The following is a 21,677-nucleotide window of genomic DNA, read 5'->3' as shown; positions in this document are numbered from 1 at the left end:
GGTAGAGATGAGTGGAGGGGCCCCGACGACAAAGCTCGTCGGTGATCTGACCACGACTGCACTGCGGGCAGCCCGTGCCTTCGCCACCCGGCACGAGGATCCTGCCGCATGGCGCGAGGTGTCACGGATGCACGGGGTGTTCCTGAGCCTGCTGCCTCCTGCGGCAGCTCCCCCGACGCCCTCAGATTTGATTGCCGCCTTGCGACACCCCATGCGGGCATGGGTCCCGCTGCGATGGGATCTCGTTCCAAGCGAGCTCGGCTCGTTCAGCATCTTGGGCCACGATGGCCTGTTGACCGGCGAGGCCATCGAGTACGGATCCGATTACAGCGAGGCCCTCTTCGAGAACCACGAAGCCGGGATCGATTGGGTGCCGCGGTGGGCTCAGCAAACCTTTGAGAAGGTCGAACGCTCTGTCTATCTGGTTCTCTCATCTGCGGGGCAGAACGAGTACGTCGCCACACGGCAAATGCTGATCGAAGTGCCCGCGGGCACCGTTGAGCAGGTCAGCGACGAAATGCACGAGCGTGGGGCCCTGCACACCGAGGCGTACGAACCGCTGCCGCCTGATCGCCAGTTCGTCTCCGGGCAGAACGCCTGGTATGTGCCCTGCCCTGTCTGCCTTTGGCCGATGCACGTGCGCGGCTCCCTGCTGGCGTGCCGGTATCCGCAGCATGTCGGGCAGTTCACCATCATTCAGGAGCACGACACTGGCGGGGCTCCGCGTGTACGCGGCCCATTGCCGGCCCTCGCAGTTCACGCAGCCGAGGCAGTGTGTCTGCACGAAGCCGTCTGGCGCTACATCACCGTCCCCGGCATCACCGAGGTGTCACTGATGGGATGGCTGGCCGAGCAGGCCGACATCGATGGCGACGCGATCACGAAGTGGCCGCACAAGGACCGGTGGGACATCAGCGTCCGGGCTGGCAACAGTGTCTTCGAGGTGGACCTCAAGGACACCAGGTCCCCGTCCCAGATCGTCGCCAGGCCGCCACGAGCCCGGCACGTGGTCGTTCCCGACTACCGGTCCTGGCAGGTCGCGCAGCTGCGCCGGTCCTTGCCGACCGGGCGCTATGAGGTCCGGACCGTCCGCGCGTTCAAGACCCTTGTCGGCAAGGCTCTCAAGGAGGCGCAGTGAACAGCCGTCCTCTTTCCTCGATGAGCGTGCAGCGCTTGAGCGCTGTGGCCGCGCTCGCCTTGGCCGCCCGGCTGTTCCCCAACCGCAGTGACGACTCCTTTCGGCACGCGACTGCGATTCGGGACGCACACTTCCTTGTCTCGGGACACACCCACTTGTGGAACAGCTATCCGGATCTGTCGCCTGAGGACACGCGGCGAGTCACGCGGCTCCTGCTGCACCGCACCGGGCGGCTGGCGATCCTGAGTGCGTTTCGCCGTGCCGTCGAAGAGCTGTTCAACTCGCCCGAGATTCCGGAGGGGTTCGCCCTCCTCGATGACGAGCTGTACCTGGTGACTGAGCCGGTCCACCAGCACCTTGGCTCACTGGTGGACGAGGTCCTGGAGATCCTTGATGACCGTGCCGCCGCGCTCGACGAGGGGCGCAGCCGCCCACTGGCCCTTCAGGGGCACTTCCGTATCGGCACGCAGATCCCCGATCCGAGCAGACCAGGCAACGGGGTCATCCAGGCCCACTACGTCCTCGATGTACCCCACGTTGAGACGCCGTTGCCGGACTTCGGCAAGCCCCGCGAATGCCTGGTGCTGTCCGTGCCGATCGAGGCCCTTCGGTCGATTGCCGACTCGTTGGATCGGGCCTTCGGTCAAAGCTACCGGCGTCAGAGTTTGGACCGGCTCTTCCAATACATCCGTCACGCCGACGGCTCCTTGCTCACCGAGAAGGACCTCGTGCTCAACGCCGGGCTCATCAAGGTACTCAGCGCTTGCACCGGCTCCGGTAAGAGTGTTCTGGCGAAGTTGCTGGCCGAGTGGGGTGTCCTGAACGGCTATGTGACCGGGATCGTGGTGCCGCGCAATGACAGCGTGCTCGCCTTCACCCATGCCCTGCGTGTGGAGCTCAAAGAGCTCGGTCACGCTGACGCGGTGGTTGTCCCGCTGATCTCGCCGAACAGCATGCAGGCAGAGGCGGAGAAGGCCGCTCGCAGTCACCTGGAGGAGGGCCGACTCGTTGAGGCGGATCAGGCGTTCTCCGAGTTCTCGTACGGCTGCGGTATGCAGGCGAGGTCCACCAACACCCAGGACGTCGATTTGTGGCAGCCCGGGCGCGAGCGCTGCTCGGACTTCGAGGGTATCGACGCGGACACTGGCGAGGTCCGTCGACACCGCTGTCCCTGGTACGCCCACTGTGGCAAACACCGCCACCAGCTCGCACTCGACAGCGCGAACATCATCGTCACCAACCACATCAATCTCATGTCCGGCCGTCTCCATGTCCCGGTGCTGGCCGAGGGGCAGCAGCGCAACCACATGAGCGTCGAGGAGGCGCTGCTGCGTCTCACCCATGTCCTGCTTATCGACGAGGCGGACGCCTTCCAGGCCACCGGGTTCGCCAAGAGCGCCCATCACGTCACCCTTGCCCGGTACGGCAGCAGGCAGCCCAGTGCCCTCCAAGAACTCCACGACCAGTTCAGCGTCCGAGCCGGGTCGTTGATGTACGAGCTCGAGCGCTACATCCACCCCAAGATCACTCAGGCGCGATTCTTGTCGGAGAGCTACGTGAGCAACGCGGCCAACGGACGCATCGCCCAACGCGGCCCCAACGAACGCAGCCGCCAGCAACTCGCGCGCCGCCGATTGATCATCCCGCGCCGCTGGGATGCGTGGTGTACCGCCCGCCTGTGGCGCACCCCGGAGGATTCCTCCCCCACCCGCGAACAGATCGACACCTTCCGCCAGTTGTTCAACCCCAGCGAAGATGCTCAGCTCACCGAGTCGACTGTCCCGGCCATCCCCGGCGTCGGCAACAGCAGCTGGGAGACCCTGGCACGGTTGCGCACTGAACTGCTTGACACCACGGCCCTACGCGAAGGCGCAGATCCCGTCTTCGACGGCGTGCACGCGCGGATCGCATCCACCATAACTCCGCTTCTGGATAGAGGTCTTGACGACGACGACCGCGAACTCTTGGTCGACCTCTTGGTGCGGCGGGCGTACCTGGAGCAGATCCGCGCCCAGATCGAGTACGTGACCCGCTTCGGAACCTCTCTGAAGGCATCCGGCATCACTGCAGCCAACGAACTCGCCGAGATGCTGGACGACAACAAGCAGTGGCACGCCGCCCCCTATGGCCCGCTTGGGGCACCAGTCTTCGGTTTCACCGCCATTCATGACATCGAGGACAAGCACCGCACCGAACTCGCCCTGACCTCCTTCGCCGGCGACCCGCACGCCTACACCGCTCAGCTCGGCGACACCACCGCGCTGGCACTGTGCGGGCAACCCCGCATCGTGCTGGGACTCTCGGCGACCGCCCACATGCCCGGCGGCACCATGCACCACCTCATTACCCCACCGACCTGGTACGTGCCTGACGACATCACCGGCTCCCTGGTGCTGAAGCCGCTGCCCCTGGTGGACGAGCGCAACAACCCCATCCGAATCTCCGGCACATCAGACATTCACCGGGACCACGCCCACCAGCAGATGGGACGCGCCTTGTGGTCCCACATCGTGCAGCATCTGAAGAAGCTGGGCAGCCGCGCGAACACCGCGCACCGAGCCCGCATCCTGGTCGCCTGCACCTCCTACGTCGGGGCCGGCCAGCTCGCCGAAGGCATGATTTCCGCCGGTGCGGACCCTGACAGCATTGCTGTCGCCGCCCGCACCGAGACTGAGAGTGCCGTCCCGGCGCACTTCCGGCGACGCCCCGCCTGGCATGAGATCCCCTCGGACGCTCTGGAACGCTTCCCGCACCACAACAGCGCCAAGATCCTCATCGCGCCGCTCGCCATCGCCGAACGTGGACTGAACATGGTCGACCACAGCGGGCGCTCCCTGGTCGGCGAAGTCATCCTCGCCGTCCGCCCGATCCCGCTGATGGACGAACCCGCTCAACTCCTGGCGCTCATCTCCAGCCGCGCCTACAGCACCCTGAACCGCTCGCAAGATCCCGCCGAAATGCTCCGCGAACTCTCCCGCACCTCCGGCGCTGTCCACGAAGAACTCTTCCGCAGCCATCACTTCTTTCAGTCCCTGCCCAACCAAGTGCGCCTGTCGATCGTCGCCGAAATGCTCATCGGCATTATCCAGCTCGGCGGCCGCGTACGGCGGGGCGGCGACCAGGGCGTCCTCTACCTCGCCGACCACGCCTTCCACAACACCGCAAGCGGCAGCGACCTGCCGCGGCTCATCCGGGAATTGCGCCACGGCTGGGCCAAGACCGGGCAGCTAGAACTGCTCCAGAACATCTACGGAAACACCCTCACCGCGATCTTCGACTTCGCCGACGAGAGGACCAACCCCTGATGGCCGCCGCACCCACCCGCCTCTACACTGCCGACTTCCCCCTCAGCCCTGAACTGATGGGACAGGTGTGGTTCTACCCGCTCACCCCCGAGTTCGAGGACTTGTGGGAAGTCTGCGAACGCCAGTGGGACCCCGACGAAGGCTTCCGCACCCCGCACGGTGCCCTGCGCGTGGCCCTGGGCACCGCCACCGGACGCATGATCGTCTTCACGATCTCGCGGCGACGCAGCGCCGGGCCCAACGAGCCTCAGAGCCTGATCGTCGCCGACGGCCCCCTTGATGCCAAGCTCACCAAGCGCTGCTTCGACACCTGGCAGAAGCTGTACTTCTCCAACCTCAAGAACCAACTCCTGAGCGAGCACATCGACTTCCTCAATGCGAGCTGCCGCCCCCTCGCCGACGTCCTACAGCGCGACGACAGCGGCTACATCACCGGACCTTGGTGGTGGAAGGACGCCGCAGGCTGGGCCGCCATCCAGCAACTGGCAGCCCGTCCCATGATCGACCAGCAGCACCCCGACCAGCCGGCCACGTCCTTCCGAGTGGCGCTCGCCCACGACGCCAAACGACTCGTGGCCTGGGACTACCCGTACTACCGCACCATCTACCAGGGCCGAGCCAACGAACGCACCGGCTGGGCGATGGCCTACGTCTCGGTCACCGGTGAGACCCAACGCGGTCTGCCCGACCCCATCTTGCGCTTCGACTGCCACGTCACCCGCGTCGCCGACCACTGGCGCAACGTCAAGACCGTCATGCTCAAGCACCCCCAGTTCGACACATTGCTGCGCGTCCCGGTCCGTCATCTCCCCCACACCGGCCCCGACGGCGAAAAGATCACCGACAAGGACGGGCGCCTCACCTGGAAGACGACTTTCCGCGGACACACCGCGGCCATCGTCCAAGCGTGCGGCCTCAAACCGGTCACGTTGCCCGTCAACGCTGACGGCGCTCTCGACCGTGTCCGAGCGGTCTTCCGTAACAAGGGCAAGCATCTGGTCGGCAAAGGCGTCGGTGCCTACTTCACCCTCCGCATGACCACCCACATCGCCGAGGCCCTCGGCGTCCAACCGATCATCTACGACGCCTCGCGCCACACCATCCCGGGCAAGAGCATCACCAGTGGCCCCATCCTCCGCAGCAAACTGCCACAGGCCGTGGAGGCGGCCGGATGGAAGTCACTGCGCCTGGTGGTGGTGTACTCCGCAGACAGCACCCCGCTCCGGATTCTGCGTCAGCTCCGGGCGGACTACGGGATTGCGACACCTGCTGCGCTGGCCGACCGGGCAACGGCTTTCGATGGGCAGATCGTCGACGTCGCCCCCACCGTCACGCTGGAGTTCCGGAAGCTGCCCGAACTGACCATGCACGGCCGCCATGACCGCGCAGCGCTCATCCGCAGCCACAGCGCCCTCCAGGTCAGCGACCCCGACCAGCTCATCGCCGTCATCTGCGAGACCACCTGGGACGGCAAGCCCGTCCCCCACGACGGTAAACCCGCCACCCGCAAGGCACTCGGTGCCAGCAGGATCGTCAGCCAGTTCCTCGTCAAGACCGACACCCCGCCGCGAGCAGAGGACACCGACTTTCCCGCCAGTGCGGCCCTGCGCCACATCTTCCAGGACGCCGGCATCATCGACGACCGTCTTTCTCGTGCTATCTGTACCACGGCCGAAGTGTCCATGGATGCGCCGCTAACAGAGCCCGTGACCGTGGTCGGCATCCACTTGCGCCGACACGTCTACAAGCGAGTACGAGGCCAGGGTTACCGCAGCCCCAAACTCGTCGCCTGCCTCGTCGCAATGCACTTCACTCCCGAAGCTCAGGCCCCGCCGTACACCGAGATGTACCAAGACGGGCAGTGGCTGCGCATCGCGGAGGGACGTGCTCTATTCCACTCCTCAGAGATCGGCAGCGAGCGCTGGGGACGCAACGGCGACGGCGCTCGGGCCGTCCGCGACCACATCGAGACCGCCCTCGACAACCTCGTCCTGCCCGAGGGCAGCAATCGTGTCGTCCTCGTCCTGGACAAAGAAGGCAGTCGCAGCATCTATCCGGCCCTCGATGACAATCCCTTCCGCACCACGCCGCGCCCCGGACGCGGCCTCGCCCGCGACGGCATCGACGTCGCCACTGTACGCATCGCCTTCGGACACCATGCAGCGCGGCCGGCAACCGTCTACCGCGACAGTGTCGACAACCTCACCACAATGAACCCCACCTACCGGCGCACCCTCATCTTCGAGAAGCATCACCCCCACGAGACCGTGTGGCTGCTCACGCAACAATCACGCCAGCAAGCCGGAAACTCCCCCATGCTGCGCGAAGGCAACAAGCGAACCCGCGACGATTTCAGCGCCCTCACCTACAACCCCATGAACAAGGACCTCCACGCCACCAGTCGCATCGAGCTCACCGTCCCCACACCAGGCACCTGGCGCCCCGGCGACCTCGTCGCGTTCATCGCCCGGCAATGCGACCAGGCCGTCGCGTGGGATCACCGCACGCTACGTCCGGCCCCGCTCCATCTCGCCTACAAGACCGACCAGGACCATCCCGACTTCCGCAGCCACGACCCTGGTGACGGCGAGGCCCAAGATGACGAAGACGACTTTTCATAGCCGCGCAGGGACGAGGCCAGCCGAGCTCACGCCCGCCGGACAAACCGCAGGCAGACCTCCGCAGAAGTGGCTGCGGAGGTGCCTCTTGACCTTCCGCACTCGTAGATCACCGGCACCACTGAGCGTCACGAGCCCCTCGACGCCCGGCCGCACTCACGTAGTCGACAGTGCGCCTGGCCAGCGCAGCCAATCGCCTGACACCCCATCAGAACGAGCGTCAAATGAGCGTCACGAGCGTCATTTCAGCGTCAAAATATCGCCCGTAACGCCCACACCGCACATAATGCGCACGGGTAAAACCGCAGGTCAGGAGCCCTTCGCGGCCGGTTCAAGGATCGCGACGCACTCCACATGGTGGGTCATCGGAAACAGATCGAAAACCCGCAGCATCCGCACCCGATACCCCCCGTCCCGGAAGTACCCCAGATCCCGCGCCAGCGCAGCCGGATCGCAGGCGACGTACGCGATCCGGCGCGCGCTCAGGGAGGCGAGGTGGGCGACCGTCTTGCGGCCGGCCCCGGCGCGGGGCGGGTCGAGGACGATGAGGTCGACCTCGGTGATGCCGGTGCGCGGGAGGACGCTCTCGACCTTGCCCTGTTCGATGCGGACGCGGTCGAAGGCGGCGAGGTTGTGCCGGGCGTCCTCGACGGCGCGCTTGCCGGACTCGATGCCGAGGACGGCGCCCTGGTCGCCGAGCCGGTCGGCGAGGGCGCCCGCGAAGAGGCCGACACCGCAGTAGAGGTCGAGGGCCATGTCGCCCTTGCGGGGCAGCAGGCCCTGCATGACCGCCGTGACGAGGGTGTCCGCCGCCTTCGGGTGGACCTGCCAGAAGCCGCCGCTGCCGACGCGGTGGGTACGGCCGTCGGCGCGTTCGCGGACGAAGGCGCGGCCGTGGACACGGTGGATACCGCCGTCGTGCTCCTCGACCCGCATGACGGAGACGGGCTTGTCGAGTTCGACGAGCGGCAGGCGGGCGCCCGGCCTGGGCTCGAGAATCACCATGCGGTCCTGCGAACCCGTCGCCGCGATCACCTCGACCGACTCCATGCCGGACCAGTCGCGCTTCTCGACGCCCAGTTCGGAGACGCCGGGTGCCGCGATCATGCAGTGCTCGATCGGCTCGACCTCGTGCGAACGGTGGCGGCGCAGACCGGCGTTGCCGTCCTCGTCCACCGCGTACTGCACACGCGTCCGCCACTGCGGCACCTGGCCGGCGGGCAGCTTGTCGCCCTCGGCCGGCATCACCGTGCCGTCCCAGCCGGCCTCCTCGGGGGTGAGACCCGCCAGGCGCTGAAGCTGCTCGGCGACGACCTCGCCCTTCATGCGGCGCTGCGCGCCCGGCTTGGCGTGCTGCCAGTCGCAGCCGCCGCACCGGCCGGGACCGGCGTACGGGCAGGGTGCCTCGACGCGGTCCTTGGAGGCCGACAGGACGGACACCGCGTCAGCGCGGAGGAACCGGGCCCCCTCCTCGCCCTCGGTCACCCGTGCCACGACCCGCTCACCGGGCAGGGCGTGCCGGACGAACAGCACCTGCCCGTCGGCCGTGCGGGCGACGCAGTGCCCACCGTGGGCGACGGGGCCGACCTCGACCTCGTACTCCTCCCCCACCAAAGAGTCCGACGAGGGGCCCGTCAGGGAGTCCGCCGGGGACTCGGCCGTCGACCCCGCCTGCGTTTTCTTCGGTTCTGCCTGCATGGCGGGGTGACTCCACAACATCGAGGGGGGGATGGATCGACAACAGCCCACCAGTGTACGTCGGCGGCGCCGCCCACTTCCGCCCCGGCTACTTCCGCCCCGGCTACTTCGGCGCCGACGTCTCCTTCGGCCGCTCCTGCGCCGGTCCGCGCCGCACCGCACCCGGCGCGTTCCACTCCTGCCGCTTGCGGGCCCGCTTCCTGGCCGCCTCGGAGGACTGGAGCTGGTAGGGCACCGACGTCACCATGACCCCCGGCGTGAACAGCAGACGGCCCTTGAGGCGGAGCGCGCTCTGGTTGTGCAGCAGATGCTCGTACCAGTGGCCGACCACGTACTCGGGGATGATCACGGAGACCACGTCCCGCGGAGACTCCTTGCGCAGGCTCTTCACGTACTCGATGACCGGCCGCGTGACCTCGCGGTACGGCGAGTCGAGGACCTTCAGCGGCACGGTGATGCCCCGCCGGTCCCACTCGGCACGCAGCGCCTTGGTCTCCGCCGGGTCGACGTTGACGCTGAGCGCCTCCAGGGTGTCCGAGCGCAGCAGCTTGGCGTAGGACAGCGCCCGCAGGGTGGGGCGGTGGATCTTGGAGATCAGGACGACGGAGTGCACGCGGGACGGCCGTACGATGTCGTCGCTCGGGCCCTCGGGGGCCGCGATCTCCTCGGCGACCCGGTCGTAGTGCTTACGGATGGCGGTCATCGTCGCGTAGAAGATGACCATGCCGAGCAGCGCGACCCAGGCGCCGTGGGTGAACTTGGTGACCAGGACGACGACCAGCACCAGGCCGGTGAAGAAGGCGCCGAAGGTGTTGATGGCGCGGGAGCGGATCATGTGGCGGCGCTTGGCCTGGTCCTTCTCGGTGGCCAGGTGGCGGTTCCAGTGACGGACCATGCCGGTCTGGCTGAGCGTGAAGGACACGAACACGCCGACGATGTAGAGCTGGATCAGCCGCGTCGAGTCGGCGCCGTAGATCCACACCAGCAGTGCGGCGGCGCCCGCGAGGAGCACGATGCCGTTCGAGAAGGCGAGGCGGTCGCCACGGGTGTGGAGCTGGCGGGGCAGGTAGCGGTCCTGGGCGAGGATCGAGCCGAGCAGCGGGAAGCCGTTGTAGGCGGTGTTCGCGGCGAGGAACAGCACCAGCGCGGTGGCCGCGGCGAGCACGATGAACAGGAAGCTGCCCTTGCCGAAGACGGCCTCGGCGACCTGTGCGATGACCGGGTGCTGCACATAGTCGGCGCCGATCGGGACACCGTTGTGGATCAGATCGACGGCCGGGTTCTCGGCCATGCGCACCTTGGTCGCCGCGGCCAGCGCGATGATGCCGCAGAACATCGTGACGGCCAGCAGGCCCATCATCGCCAGCGTGGTCGCCGCGTTCTTCGACTTGGGCTTGCGGAAGGCCGGAACGCCGTTGGAGATCGCCTCGACGCCGGTGAGTGCGGCACAGCCCGAGGAGAAGGCGCGCAGCAGCAGGAAGACCAGGGCGAACCCGGCCAGGCCCTGGTGCTCGGGCTTGATCTCGTAGTCCGCCGTCGGCGCCCGCATGGGGTCGTCGAGCACCAGCCCGCGGAACGCGCCCCACGCGATCATGATGAAGACGCCCGCGACGAAGACGTACGTCGGAATCGCGAACAGCGAGCCGGACTCCTTGACGCCGCGCAGGTTCATCAGCGTCAGCAGCACGATCACGGCGACCGCGCACAGCACCTTGTGCTCGATCACGAAGGGGATCGCGGAGCCGAGGTTCTCGATGCCCGAGGAGATGGAGACGGCGACGGTCAGGACGTAGTCGACGAGCAGCGCGCTGGCGACCGTGAGGCCCGCCTTGGGGCCGAGGTTGGTGTTCGCCACCTCGTAGTCGCCGCCGCCGCTCGGATACGCGTGCACGTTCTGCCGGTAGGAGGCGACGACCGTGAACATCAGTACGACGACCGCGACGGCGATCCAGGGACTGAAGTGGTAGGCCGACACGCCCGCGATGGACAGGACCAGCAGCACCTCGCCGGGCGCGTACGCCACGGAGGACAGCGGGTCGGAGGCGAAGACAGGGAGTGCGATGCGCTTCGGCAGGAGCGTTTCCCCGAGCCGGTCACTGCGCAGTGCGCGCCCGATCAGGATCCGCTTGGGCACGTCGGTCAGTTTGGACACAACAGAGGATCGTAAGGCGTCGAACTGGCGGCCGCCCACCCGCCACCCCTCATCGCCCCCTCATCTGCCTTTCATCTGCCTCACGGGTGAAATAACGGGCGCTCCGCGCTGCGGATTCCGTAGCCGGACCGATCTCCGTGTCTATATGACAAACCCGCCCGTCGACGCCCCTGGAGGGTCCATGCACACGACCGCAGAGCTGATCGGCGGCGCGGCCGCTCTGGTCGGCCTCGGAATCCTGTTTCTCGCCAGCGTGCGGAGCATCAGCCGCCGCTGAACCGCTGCCGGCGGGAAGCAACCGTGCAAGGGGGTGCCGTCGTCCTACCGCGCGTGTGTAGCTTGGGCGTCTGTCTGAGACCCTGATGTGGCTGAGCAGTAACTCTTGACACCGGAAGGACGGTCGTGCACATCGTCATCATGGGCTGCGGGAGAGTGGGTTCCGCTCTCGCCCAGACCCTGGAGCAACAGGGGCACACGGTCGCCGTGATCGACCAGGACCCCACCGCCTTCCGACGACTGGGCTCCGGTTTCGGCGGCCGACGCGTCACCGGAATCGGCTTCGACCAGGACACCCTGCGCGAGGCGGGTATCGAGGAGGCCGGTGCGTTCGCCGCCGTCTCCAGCGGTGACAACTCGAACATCATCGCCGCCCGGGTGGCCCGCGAGATGTTCGGCATCGAGAACGTCGCGGCACGGATCTACGACCCCCGGCGCGCCGAGGTCTACCAGCGCCTGGGCATCCCGACCGTGGCGACCGTGCGCTGGACGGCCGACCAGATGCTGCGCAGGCTGCTGCCCTCGGGCGCGGAGCCGCTGTGGCGCGATCCCACCGGTGGGGTGCAGCTGGCCGAGGTGCACGCCGCGACCGCCTGGGTCGGCCACAAGATCAGCACGCTCCAGGAGGAGACGGGCGTCCGCGTGGCGTTCCTGACGCGGCTCGGGGAGGCGATCCTGCCCTCCTCGCAGACGGTGCTCCAGGAGGGCGACCTGGTCCACGTCATGATGCGCACGGACGAGGTCGACAAGGTCGAGGCGGCGTTCGCCAAGGGTCCCGAAGAGGAGAGCGGTCACTGATGAGGGTCGCCATTGCCGGTGCCGGTGCGGTGGGCCGCTCGATCGCGGGCGAACTGCTGGAGAACGGCCACGAGGTCCTGCTGATCGACAAGGCGCCGACCGCCATCTCGGTCGAGCGCGTCCCGCAGGCGGAGTGGCTGCTCGCCGACGCCTGCGAGATCACCTCCCTGGACGAGGCGGCGCTCCAGCGCTGCAACGTCGTGATCGCCGCGACGGGCGACGACAAGGTCAACCTGGTCGTCTCCCTGCTGGCGAAGACCGAGTACGGGGTTCCCCGGGTCGTCGCCCGCGTCAACAACCCCAAGAACGAGTGGCTCTTCAACGAGTCCTGGGGCGTGGACGTCGCGGTGTCCACCCCCCGCCTGATGTCGGCCCTGGTCGAGGAGGCGGTGAGCGTCGGCGACCTGGTCCGGCTGCTCCGCTTCAGCCACGGCGACGCCAACCTGGTCGAACTGACCCTCCCCGAGGAGTCGGCCCTGGCCGGCACCCAGGTCGGTGACGTGGAATGGCCCGAGGACACCTCCCTGGTCACCATCATCCGCGGCACCCGCGTCCTCACCCCGACCCGCGAGGACTCCCTGGAGGCGGGCGACGAGCTCCTCTTCGTGGCCGCCCAGGCCAGGGAGGAGCAGTTGGAGGACCTGCTGTCGGTGCGCCGGGAGGACGCGGCGAGCTGAGCATTTCAGCGGCTACGACGACGATGGGCGCCCCGGGGAGATCCGGGGCGCCCATCGTCGTATCGGTCCCGTCAGTCCTGGGATGGCCGCTGGAGGGCCACCGAAGCACCGGGACTACGCCTCCCGGCGGTGCCGGCTCCCCGCGGCCTCTTCCTCCCGCTCCGCGGCCTTGCGCTCCTCCTCGGCCTTCTCGGCCGCCTCCATCTCCGCGAACACGTCGATCGGCGCGGGCGCCTTCGCCAGGAAGACCCAGGTGAGCCAGACGGCCAGCAGGAACGGCGGGATCTTCAGGGAGACCAGCACCCAGCCGAGCTGGGTCGTGTCGGCCCACCAGTACAGCGGGAAGAGGATCGCGCACTTGGCGAGCAGGATCGCGCCCCAGGCGTAGCTGGCCTTGGCGTAGGCCTTCTTGCGGCCGGGGTTGCGGGTGCGCCAGGAGAGGTTCTCCTTGAAGACCGGTCCGAGGATGAGACCGATCAGCGGGACACCGCACAGCGTGGTGATGATGTAGGCGAGGCCCAGCCCCAGCGTGTAGAGCATGCCGGGCAGGTAGAAGTCCTTGGCGTTGCCGGTCATCATCGCGAAGACGACACCGAAGGCGACGCCGAAGACCCCGCTGAAGGCGTGCTTGACGGTGTCCCGCATCACCAGCCGGACCACGACCAGGATCAGCGACACCGCGAGGGCGGCGATCGCCGACAGGTGCAGGTCCTTGTTGATGGTGTAGATGGTGACGAACAGCAGGCCGGGCAGCACCGTCTCGACCATGCCCCGGACCCCGCCGAAGGCCTCGAAGAGCGCGGCCTCGGTCACCGCCCGGGCATCATGTTGCTGGGTGTCTTCGGTCGGCTTGTCGAGCGACGTCACCGGCTACTCCCGTCCGAGGGGTCTCAGTTCGTACTTCGGGTTGAACAGCACCCGGCGGCCCCGGCTCATCGAGATCCGGCCCGATGCGATCAGCTTGCGCCCCGGCTCTATCCCCACGATGGAGCGTCTGCCGAGCCACACCACGTCCAGAGCCGCGGAGCCGTCGAACAGCTCGGCCTCCAGGGCCGGGACTCCCGCGCGCGGCCTCAGGGTGACCGTGCGCAAGGTACCAGTAACCGTCACGACCTGACGGTCCTGACAGTCACCGATCCGGACACAGCCGGCGGTCGCGGCGTCCTCCCGCAGCTCCTCGGACTCGAGGTCCTCCTGCGACGAGGAAAGCCGGTCGAGCATGCGCCGGAACCGGCCCACCGGCTTCTCGGAACGAGGAACAGCACTCATGCCTGAAGCGTACCGGGGCCCACCGACAGCTACGTACCCGCGCCGCTACCGCTCGAACCGGTACCCCATCCCCGGCTCCGTGACGAAGTGCTTGGGATGCGAGGGGTCCGCCTCCAGCTTGCGTCTCAGCTGTGCCATGTAGACCCGCAGATAGTTCGTCTCCGTCCCGTAGGACGGCCCCCACACCTCCTGGAGCAGCTGCTTCTGGCCGACCAGCCGGCCGGTGTTGCGCACCAGCACCTCCAGCAGATGCCATTCGGTGGGTGTCAGCCGTACGTCCTTGCCGTGCCGCTGGACCTTCTTCGCGGCGAGGTCGACGGTGAACTCGTCGGTCTCGACCAGCACCTCGTCCTCGCCGGCCCCGGTGGGCTCGGCGCGGCGGACGGCGGCGCGCAGCCGGGCCAGCAGCTCGTCCATGCCGAAGGGCTTGGTGACGTAGTCGTCGGCGCCGGCGTCGAGGGCCTCGACCTTCTCGTCGGAGGAGTGCCGGGCGGACAGCACCAGGATCGGCACGCGGGTCCAGCCCCGCAGCCCCCTGATCACCTCGACGCCGTCCATGTCCGGCAGGCCCAGGTCGAGCACCACCACGTCGGGGTGGCGGGCGGCGGCGAGCCGGAGGGCGGTGGCGCCGTCGTGCGCCGCGTCGACCTCGTACCTGCGCGCCTTGAGGTTGATCACGAGGGCGCGCACGATCTGCGGCTCGTCGTCGATCACCAGGACCCTGGTCGCGGTCTGGGGGGTCTCCCCGGCCGGACTCACCATGTGGCCTGCCTTTCCGGTCGTACGGGCTGAAGGGGCTCCTCGGGCAGCGGTCCCGCCGCGCGGAGCGTCAGCACCATGGTGAGGCCTCCGCCGGGGGTGTCCTCGGCGGTGAGCGTGCCGGACATCGCCTCGGCGAAGCCGCGCGCCACGGCGAGCCCGAGGCCGACTCCGGCGCCGCGCGGGGCGTCGCCGTAGCGCTGGAAGGGCTCGAAGATGCGTTCCTTGGCCTCGTCGGGGACGCCGGGCCCGCGGTCGACGACCCGGACCTCGACCCGGTCGGCGATGGCGCTGGCGGACACCAGGACGGCCGTGCCGTCGGGGCTGTACTTGACGGCGTTCTCGACCAGGTTGGCCACCGACCGTTCCAGCAGCCCGGGGTCCACGGCGACCATGGACAGGGTCTCGGGGATGTCGAGTTCCACGCTGTCCTCGGGCACCCCGCCGAGGGCCATCGGCACCACTTCGTCGAGGTCGATCTCGCGGATCAGCGGGGTGACCGTGCCGGTCTGGAGGCGGGACATGTCGAGCAGGTTCCCCACCAGGTGGTCGAGCCGGTCGGCGCCGTCCTCGATGCCCTCCAGCAGTTCGGCCCGGTCCTCCTCGGACCATGCCACGTCGTCGGACCGGAGCGAGGTGACCGCCGCCTTGATCCCGGCCAGTGGCGTACGCAGGTCATGGCTGACGGCGGCCAGTAGCGCGGTGCGGATGCGGTTGCCCTCGGCCAGCGTCCGGGCCCGGTCGGCCTCGGCCCGCAGGCGCCGGCGGTCCAGGACGTCGGCGGCCTGGGCGGCGAAGGCGGCGAGCACCCGCCGGTCCTCGGCGGGCAGCACCCGGCCGCTCAGCGCGAGCGCCATGTGGTCCCCGACCGGCACGTCCACGTCCGCGTCCTCCGGCCGCAGGACGGCAGGACCGAGGCCCGCCCGGCCCGCGCAGGTCCACGGGTCGACGTCGCTCTCGCGCTCCAGCAGGGCCGCCGACTCCATGCCGAACGTCTCGCGGACCCGCTCCAGCAGATCCTCCAGGCCGGTCTCGCCGCGCAGCACGTTGCCCGCGAGGAAGGACAGGATCTCCGACTCGGCCCGCAGCCGGGCCGCCTGGTGGGTGCGCCGGGCCGCGAGGTCGACGACCGAGGCCACCGAGACACCGACGCCCACGAAGATCACGATGGCGACGATGTTCTTCGGGTCGGCGATCGTCCAGTGGTGCAGGGGCGGTGTGTAGAAGTAGTTCAGCAACAGGGAGCCCACCGCCGCCGACGCCAGCGCCGGGAACAGCCCGCCGAGCAGGGCCGCCGCCACCACGAGGGTCAGGAACAGCAGCATGTCGTTGGCGAGGCCCAGGTTCACGGTGTTCAGGAGCAGCGCCACGATCACCGGTCCGGCCACTCCGACCAACCAGCCCCAGATGATCCGGGCCCGCCCGAGCCGCGCACCCCGGGACACCGGCAGCCCGCGCCCCTTGGCGACCTCCTCGTGCGTGACGATGTGCACGTCGAGGTCGGGCCCCGAGTCCCGGGCCACGGTCGTGCCGACGCCGGGTCCGAAGACGTACTGCCAGGTCTTGCGGCGCGAGGACCCGAGGACGATCTGGGTGGCGTTGACCCCGCGCGCGAAGTCCAGCAGCGCGGCCGGTATGTCGTCGCCCACCACATGGTGAAAGGTTCCGCCGAGGTCCTCGACCAGGGTGCGCTGTACGACGAGTTCCTCGGGCGAGGCGGAGGTCAGCCCGTCGCTGCGCGCTATGTAGACCGCCAGCACCTCGCCCCCGGCGCCCTTCTCCGCCAGCCGGGCGGCACGCCGTATCAGGGTGCGTCCCTCGGGCCCTCCGGTCAGCCCGACCACGATCCGCTCCCGCGAGCCCCAGATCCTCGACACCTGGTGCTCGCTGCGGTACTCGGTCAGGTACTCGTCGACCCGGTCGGCCACCCACAGCAGCGCCAGTTCGCGCAGGGCGGTGAGGTTGCCCGGCCGGAAGTAGTTCGAGAGAGCGGCGTCGAGCTTGTCCGGCTGGTAGACGTTCCCGTGCGCCATCCGCCGCCGTAGCGCCTGGGGCGACATGTCGACCAGCTCGATCTGGTCCGCGCGCCGTACGACTTCGTCGGGCACGGTCTCCCGCTGCCGCACCCCCGTGATCGACTCGACCACGTCCCCCAGCGACTCCAGATGCTGGATGTTCACGGTCGATATCACGTCGATCCCGGCCGCCAGCAGTTCCTCCACGTCCTGCCACCGCTTGGCGTTGCGCGAACCGGGGATGTTGGTGTGGGCGAGTTCGTCCACCAGGGCGACGGCGGGGGCCCGGCGCAGCACGGCGTCGACGTCCATCTCGGTGAAGGCGGAGCCGCGGTACTCCAGCTCCCGGCGCGGGATCTCCTCCAGGCCGTGCAGCATCACCTCGGTACGGGGCCGGCCGTGGTGCTCCACGAAGGCCACCGCGCAGTCCGTACCGCGCTCGACACGCCGGTGCGCCTCGGAGAGCATCGCGTACGTCTTGCCGACGCCCGGTGCCGCACCGAGGTAGATCCGAAGCTTGCCGCGTCCCATGGCCCTATTGTCTTCCGGTCGATCCTGCCCGCGCAGCGTCGACCCTACGTCCAGCAATTCCGACATATGGGGCCAGGAGCGACCCGAGGGCCCTCTTTGACGCAACCCTGACGGCCAGGGGCTGTGCGGCGGCGGCCGGGCCCTGGGGTCTGTCCGGCGGATCAGGTCGCATGCAAAAACAGTGCCTGATCAGCGCCGGTGAGCGGGGGGCGATGGGGCCCCCGCGCGAGGTTGTTCGAGCGTGGGGGAGCGTGCAGCCGCAAGGCGGAGGAGGGCGTCGACGCGGAGCGTGAGCAACCGACGACAACGCCGCTGGGGGCACCCCCTCTGGGGGAGTGCGTGCCAGGGCCCCGAGACCGCGACATGATCCGCCGGACGGACCCTAGGCCGGCAGGGCCCGGGACTCGATGATCTCCCCGTCCCCCAGCTCCAGCACCCGGTCGGCCAGGTCCAGCAGGTTCGTGTCGTGGGTGGCGACGAGGGCGGTGACCTGTTCGCTGCGGACGACGGCGCGCAGCAGTTCCATCACGGAGTGGCCGGTCTCGGCGTCGAGCTGGCCGGTCGGCTCGTCGGCGATGAGGAGTGCGGGGCTGTTGGCGAGGGCGCGGGCGATGGCCACGCGCTGCTGCTGGCCGCCGGAGAGCTCTGCGGGCCGCTGCCGGGCGTGCCCGGACAGACCGACCAGGGAGAGCAGGAGGTCGACGCGCTCCTCACGCTCGCGCACGTCGGCGCGGCGCAGGCGCAGCGGTACGCCGACGTTCTCGGCGGCGGTCAGGATCGGGATGAGGCCGAAGGACTGGAAGACGAAGCCGACCCGGTCCCGGCGCAGGGCGAGCAGACCGTCCTCGCCGAGGTCCGCGAGGTCGAGCCCGTCGACCTCCACGCGTCCCCGGTCCGGTGTGTCCAGACCGCCGACGATGTTCAGGAGCGTGGTCTTGCCGGAGCCGGACCGCCCCTTGAGGGCGACGAGTTCGCCGCGCGGCACCTCGAAGGAGACCCCGCGCAGCGCGTGCACGGCGCCGGCTCCGTCGCCGTAGGACCTGTGAACGTTCTCCACCCGCACCATGGTCTCGGTGACCACCTGAGTCATGCGCCCTCCCCCGTGAACCGGGCGCCAGTATCACCAGCCGGCGCCCGGCAGATCAACGCTTTCAGCCCGGGTTGTCGCCGTGGGTGAGGGTTTCCCAGGCCACGAAGAGGTTGTTGCTGCCCGCGGGACGGTTCCGCTCGGTCAGGGTTCGTGTATTAGTCATGGGCACGCCAAGCCTGTTGCCCATGGCGTTGTACCCCACCTCGGTGACCGGTCCGAGCCCCAGATCCAGCGAGCCGCCGCACAGCCAGCTCGGTACGGCCGCCCCCAGCTCGTACCTGGCCTGGAACCCGAGCGCCTGCCGCAGCCGTTCGCCCACGTCCGTGCCGTACAGGTCCTGCCCCTGGATCCGGCTGGTCTCGGCGACGTGCGAGATGGCCGAGATGCCGTACCCGGTGTGCGTGAGGTCGCGGCAGGTCTCCTGGGTGAGCCCGGTGACGAAGGTGGACTGCCCCTGCCAGTACCTGACGATCTTGTCCCGGGTGTCCAGGTTCTGGCTCGGCACGGTCCTCGGGAGATCGCCGTCGGAGGCGAGGTAGACGAAGGCGGCGGTGCGGGTGCGGAACTTCGCCATCGCCTTGTCGTACGACGCCTTGTCCTCCAGGTGGACGGAGATGCCGACGGCGGCCTCCATCATCGACAGCTCCCAGTTGCCGTTGGAGTGCGAGCCGTTGATCACCTCGGGCAGGTAGACGTTCCGCAGCATGGTCGCGAAGCGGCCGGAGTTCGCCCACCCGCCGGCGTACGTGTGCTTGATGATCTCGGCGGCCCTGGGCCAGGAGGACCCGGCCCAGCCGCTCTGGAGGGGCGCGTTGCTGTTGGTGTGGTCGGTGATCACCGCCGACCAGGCGTCCATCAGCTGGATGGCCTTCTTCGCGTGCCGCTCGTCGCGGGTGATGTACCAGGCGAGCGCCTGGGTGTACGCGGCGATGGCGTCCTCGCGCTCGTCGGTGCAGCCGTGGTTGGGATTCGAGTACGACCCGCACTCGACGACCGCGCGAGGCCTGGGCGTGCGGTTCGGATCGGCGTACTTGCTCGCCATCATCCGGTCGAAGGCCCCCTTCCAGGGCTGCGCCCCGGCGGTGACCTTGCTGCGGGCGAAGTCCAACTGACTCTTGGAGACGGTGACTCCGGGATGGGCGAAGGCGGCGGGGGCGGCATCGGCAGGTCTCGCGAGGACCCCCAGGACGATAGCGGTGACGAGCACCAGCGGTGCGATACGACGCATAGCGACTCCGTTCTCGTATGTGAACGTAAGGCGCCCCTATGAACATAGGCGTTGGCGGATGACCGTAGGTACAGACCAATCCCCCGTCAAGGCTTCGCGCACCGAATCGTACGCACGAAAACACGCACGAAAAGGGCCGCACCCCGTCGGGGTGCGGCCCTTCGTGTCGCTGGGGACCAGCGGACTAGCGGACCTCGGTGATCTCCGGTCCGCGCTGGAGCTGGCCCATGCCGCCGGAGAAGCGGGAGCCTTCCTGCTCCTGCTGCTGGACGCCCTCGGGCACCATCTGCGCGTCGTTCGGCAGCTTCAGGACGATCGGGTCGCGGGGCGCCATCGGACCCTCGCCACGGACCACGACGGTGTCCCGGAAGATCTGCTCCAGCAGGCCGGCCGCCTGCGGCTGCACCGCGCCCTGGCCGGAGATGACACCGCGCAGGAACCAGCGCGGGCCGTCCACACCCACGAACCGCACCACCTGGAAACCGCCCGTGCCGTCCGGCAGTTGTACCGGCACCTGCGCGCGCAGTTCCCAGCCCAGCGGGCCCTCGACCTCGTCGATGATGCCGCCCTGCTGGGTGATGCCGGTGGCGATCTCCTCGCGCACCTCGCCCCAGATGCCCTCGCGCTTGGGCGCGGCGAAGGCCTGGAGCTGCACGGCACTGTCCTTGAGGACCACGGTCGCCGCGACGATCGCGTCGCCCGCGACCTCGACCCGCAGCTCCATGCCGTCGACCCCCGGCACGAACAGACCGCCCAGGTCCACCCGGCCCTCGGCCGGGTCACGGACCTCGGTGCTGTCCCAGGGCCCGTCGGGCCGCGGCTCCGGCTCCAGCCTCACGCGCTCACGCTCGGCCGCGTCCTCTTCGTCCGCCTCAGTGTCGACACTGTCGACGACCTGCTCGGCCTCGCCGGCCGCATCCTCGGCGGCATCCTTCTTCTTGCGACGTCCGAACACGTCACTGTCCTTCCCGGTCGGATACGACCGAAGCGTATCGATTCCCACCCGTCGCGCCGCCCACGGCGGCATGACCGTTTGTGCCGCCACCGTCGTCCACCGCGGCATGGCCACCGGTGGACCCGAAGCCCCCCTCGGCCCGTGCCGAATCGGGAAGCTCCGCGACCTCCTGGAAGCGGACCCTCTCGACCTGCTGGACGACCAGTTGGGCAATCCGGTCGAAGCGCTCGAACCGCACCGACTCGTGCGGGTCGAGATTCACCACGATCACCTTGATCTCCCCACGGTACCCGCCATCAACCGTCCCCGGGGCATTCACGAGAGCGACACCGCAGCGGGCGGCCAGGCCTGAACGTGGATGCACGAAGGCCGCGTACCCCTCCGGGAGGGCGATCGACACCCCCGTGGGCAGCACGGCCCGCTCCCCCGGCCTCAGTTCGCGGCTCTCGGTCGTGCGCAGATCGGCACCGGCGTCGCCGGGGTGCGCGTACGTCGGAAGCGGTACGTCCGGATCGACGCGGCGGATCAGCACGTCGAGCTCTTGACGGGGGGCACGGCTCACGGGTTCACCTCGAAGGCACGGGCACGCCGGACCTGGTCCGGGTCGTCCATGGCGGCCCGGATCTCCTCCGGGCGGCCGTTCTGCACGAAGTGGTCCACCTTGACCTCGATGAACAGCGCGTCGGCACGGAGCGCGACGGGCCCGTCGGGGGCACCGATCCGGCCCGTGGCGGACGAGTAGATCTTCCGTCCCGCCACCGCCGTCACCTCGGCCGCCAGATACAGCACCGTACCGACCGGCACAGGCCGCACGAAGTCCGTCTCCAGCCGCCCCGTCACCGCGATCGTCCGCAGCAGCCAGTTCAGCGAGCCGAGGGTCTCGTCGAGGGCGCTGGCGAGCACCCCGCCGTGCGCGAGCCCGGGAGCGCCCTGGTGGGCGGGCTGCACGGTGAACTCGGCGGTGATGCTCACTCCCTCGCCGGCCCGCGCCTCCAGATGCAGCCCGTGGAGCTGCTCGCCGCCACAGCCGAAGCACTGGTCGTAGTGCGCACCGAGCAGCTCACCGGGCGCGGGAGCATCGGGATGGCGCACCGGTTTCACGGCGTCGGCCGGAGGCTGAAGAGCTGCGGAAGTACCACTCACAGCCGCAGACCTTACCCGCGCGTCG

Annotated in this window: 16 protein-coding genes; 5 read left to right on the top strand and 11 right to left on the bottom strand. The window is 68.9% G+C overall.

The window, feature by feature from the left end; translation table 11 throughout:
* Positions 1–7: 7 nt before the first annotated feature.
* Genes SLINC_RS46530 through SLINC_RS33405 form a run of 3 tightly spaced genes read left to right on the top strand, consistent with a single transcriptional unit; the run spans position 8 to position 7,064 of the window.
* A complete protein-coding gene (locus SLINC_RS46530) occupies positions 8–1,138 on the top strand; it encodes a restriction endonuclease-related protein (protein ID WP_079164860.1) in 1,131 nt (376 codons plus the stop codon).
* Positions 1,135–4,443, top strand: coding sequence for a hypothetical protein (locus SLINC_RS33410; RefSeq protein WP_067441122.1), 3,309 nt, complete (start codon positions 1,135–1,137; stop codon positions 4,441–4,443). The genes SLINC_RS46530 and SLINC_RS33410 overlap by 4 nt, the downstream gene beginning before the upstream one ends.
* On the top strand, positions 4,443–7,064 hold the full coding sequence (locus tag SLINC_RS33405) for an RNaseH domain-containing protein (RefSeq protein WP_067441119.1): 2,622 nt from the start codon (positions 4,443–4,445) through the stop codon (positions 7,062–7,064). The genes SLINC_RS33410 and SLINC_RS33405 overlap by 1 nt, the downstream gene beginning before the upstream one ends.
* 306 nt (positions 7,065–7,370) lie before the next feature.
* Here the strand turns inward: SLINC_RS33405 and SLINC_RS33400 are convergent, their stop codons facing one another.
* Complete coding sequence (locus SLINC_RS33400) at positions 7,371–8,759, bottom strand: class I SAM-dependent RNA methyltransferase (protein ID WP_107406716.1); 1,389 nt, start codon at positions 8,757–8,759, stop codon at positions 7,371–7,373.
* Positions 8,760–8,862: 103 nt separating this feature from the next.
* The gene (locus SLINC_RS33395; RefSeq protein ID WP_067441116.1) at positions 8,863–10,911 is read right to left on the bottom strand and encodes an APC family permease; all 2,049 of its coding nucleotides are present in this window, start codon (positions 10,909–10,911) and stop codon (positions 8,863–8,865) included.
* Between the two features lie 402 nt (positions 10,912–11,313).
* Between SLINC_RS33395 and SLINC_RS33390 the strand changes: the two genes are divergently transcribed.
* Together SLINC_RS33390 and SLINC_RS33385 are read left to right on the top strand one after the other, a co-directional pair.
* Positions 11,314–11,985, top strand: a complete 672-nt coding sequence (locus SLINC_RS33390; protein WP_067441115.1) for a potassium channel family protein — start codon at positions 11,314–11,316, stop codon at positions 11,983–11,985.
* Positions 11,985–12,662 (top strand): potassium channel family protein, encoded by a 678-nt coding sequence (locus SLINC_RS33385; RefSeq protein ID WP_067441112.1) that lies wholly within the window; start codon positions 11,985–11,987, stop codon positions 12,660–12,662. The genes SLINC_RS33390 and SLINC_RS33385 overlap by 1 nt, the downstream gene beginning before the upstream one ends.
* A 114-nt stretch (positions 12,663–12,776) precedes the next feature.
* On the opposite strand, the gene SLINC_RS33380 is transcribed toward SLINC_RS33385, so the two are convergent.
* The 9 genes from SLINC_RS33380 to SLINC_RS33340 all read right to left on the bottom strand — a co-directional run bounded on the left by SLINC_RS33380 (position 12,777) and on the right by SLINC_RS33340 (position 21,652).
* Positions 12,777–13,529 (bottom strand): DUF3159 domain-containing protein, encoded by a 753-nt coding sequence (locus tag SLINC_RS33380; protein ID WP_067441109.1) that lies wholly within the window; start codon positions 13,527–13,529, stop codon positions 12,777–12,779.
* Positions 13,530–13,532: 3 nt separating this feature from the next.
* Positions 13,533–13,931, bottom strand: coding sequence for an OB-fold nucleic acid binding domain-containing protein (locus SLINC_RS33375; protein WP_067441106.1), 399 nt, complete (start codon positions 13,929–13,931; stop codon positions 13,533–13,535).
* A gap of 45 nt (positions 13,932–13,976) precedes the next feature.
* On the bottom strand, positions 13,977–14,693 hold the full coding sequence (locus SLINC_RS33370; protein WP_067441102.1) for a response regulator: 717 nt from the start codon (positions 14,691–14,693) through the stop codon (positions 13,977–13,979).
* A complete protein-coding gene (locus SLINC_RS33365; RefSeq protein WP_067441099.1) occupies positions 14,687–17,236 on the bottom strand; it encodes a sensor histidine kinase in 2,550 nt (849 codons plus the stop codon). The genes SLINC_RS33370 and SLINC_RS33365 overlap by 7 nt, the downstream gene beginning before the upstream one ends.
* Positions 17,237–17,618: 382 nt before the next feature.
* Complete coding sequence (locus SLINC_RS33360) at positions 17,619–18,326, bottom strand: ABC transporter ATP-binding protein (RefSeq protein ID WP_067441096.1); 708 nt, start codon at positions 18,324–18,326, stop codon at positions 17,619–17,621.
* 61 nt (positions 18,327–18,387) lie between these two features.
* Positions 18,388–19,554: an alginate lyase family protein gene (locus tag SLINC_RS33355; RefSeq protein ID WP_067441093.1), complete on the bottom strand. Its 1,167-nt coding sequence runs from the start codon at positions 19,552–19,554 to the stop codon at positions 18,388–18,390.
* A gap of 184 nt (positions 19,555–19,738) precedes the next feature.
* Positions 19,739–20,509 carry a DUF3710 domain-containing protein gene (locus SLINC_RS33350; RefSeq protein ID WP_067441090.1) on the bottom strand — a complete coding sequence of 257 codons (771 nt, stop codon included), beginning with the start codon at positions 20,507–20,509 and terminating at the stop codon, positions 19,739–19,741.
* A gap of 1 nt (position 20,510) precedes the next feature.
* Entirely contained in the window at positions 20,511–21,071 is a 561-nt protein-coding gene (gene dut / locus SLINC_RS33345) for a dUTP diphosphatase (protein ID WP_067441087.1), read from the bottom strand.
* Entirely contained in the window at positions 21,068–21,652 is a 585-nt protein-coding gene (locus SLINC_RS33340; RefSeq protein WP_067441084.1) for a PaaI family thioesterase, read from the bottom strand. Before SLINC_RS33340 ends, dut begins: the two co-directional genes overlap by 4 nt.
* Positions 21,653–21,677 lie beyond the last annotated feature (25 nt).

It is taken from the genome of Streptomyces lincolnensis, assembly GCF_001685355.1.
Taxonomy (GTDB): Bacteria; Actinomycetota; Actinomycetes; order Streptomycetales; family Streptomycetaceae; genus Streptomyces; species Streptomyces lincolnensis.
The sequence above is the reverse complement of the archived record's forward strand: the minus strand, read 5'-3'. Positions and strand labels throughout refer to the sequence as shown.

Excerpts from the sequence above, each read along its gene's own strand:
- SLINC_RS33365 (WP_067441099.1), bottom strand. The coding sequence starts at position 17,236 with ATGGGACGCGGCAAGCTTCGGATCTACCTCGGTGCGGCACCGGGCGTC.
- SLINC_RS33375 (WP_067441106.1), bottom strand. The coding sequence starts at position 13,931 with ATGAGTGCTGTTCCTCGTTCCGAGAAGCCGGTGGGCCGGTTCCGGCGC.
- SLINC_RS33385 (WP_067441112.1), top strand. The coding sequence starts at position 11,985 with ATGAGGGTCGCCATTGCCGGTGCCGGTGCGGTGGGCCGCTCGATCGCG.
- SLINC_RS33360 (WP_067441096.1), bottom strand. The coding sequence starts at position 18,326 with ATGACTCAGGTGGTCACCGAGACCATGGTGCGGGTGGAGAACGTTCAC.
- SLINC_RS33355 (WP_067441093.1), bottom strand. The coding sequence starts at position 19,554 with ATGCGTCGTATCGCACCGCTGGTGCTCGTCACCGCTATCGTCCTGGGG.
- SLINC_RS33370 (WP_067441102.1), bottom strand. The coding sequence starts at position 14,693 with ATGGTGAGTCCGGCCGGGGAGACCCCCCAGACCGCGACCAGGGTCCTG.
- SLINC_RS33405 (WP_067441119.1), top strand. The coding sequence starts at position 4,443 with ATGGCCGCCGCACCCACCCGCCTCTACACTGCCGACTTCCCCCTCAGC.
- SLINC_RS33400 (WP_107406716.1), bottom strand. The coding sequence starts at position 8,759 with ATGCAGGCAGAACCGAAGAAAACGCAGGCGGGGTCGACGGCCGAGTCC.
- SLINC_RS46530 (WP_079164860.1), top strand. The coding sequence starts at position 8 with ATGAGTGGAGGGGCCCCGACGACAAAGCTCGTCGGTGATCTGACCACG.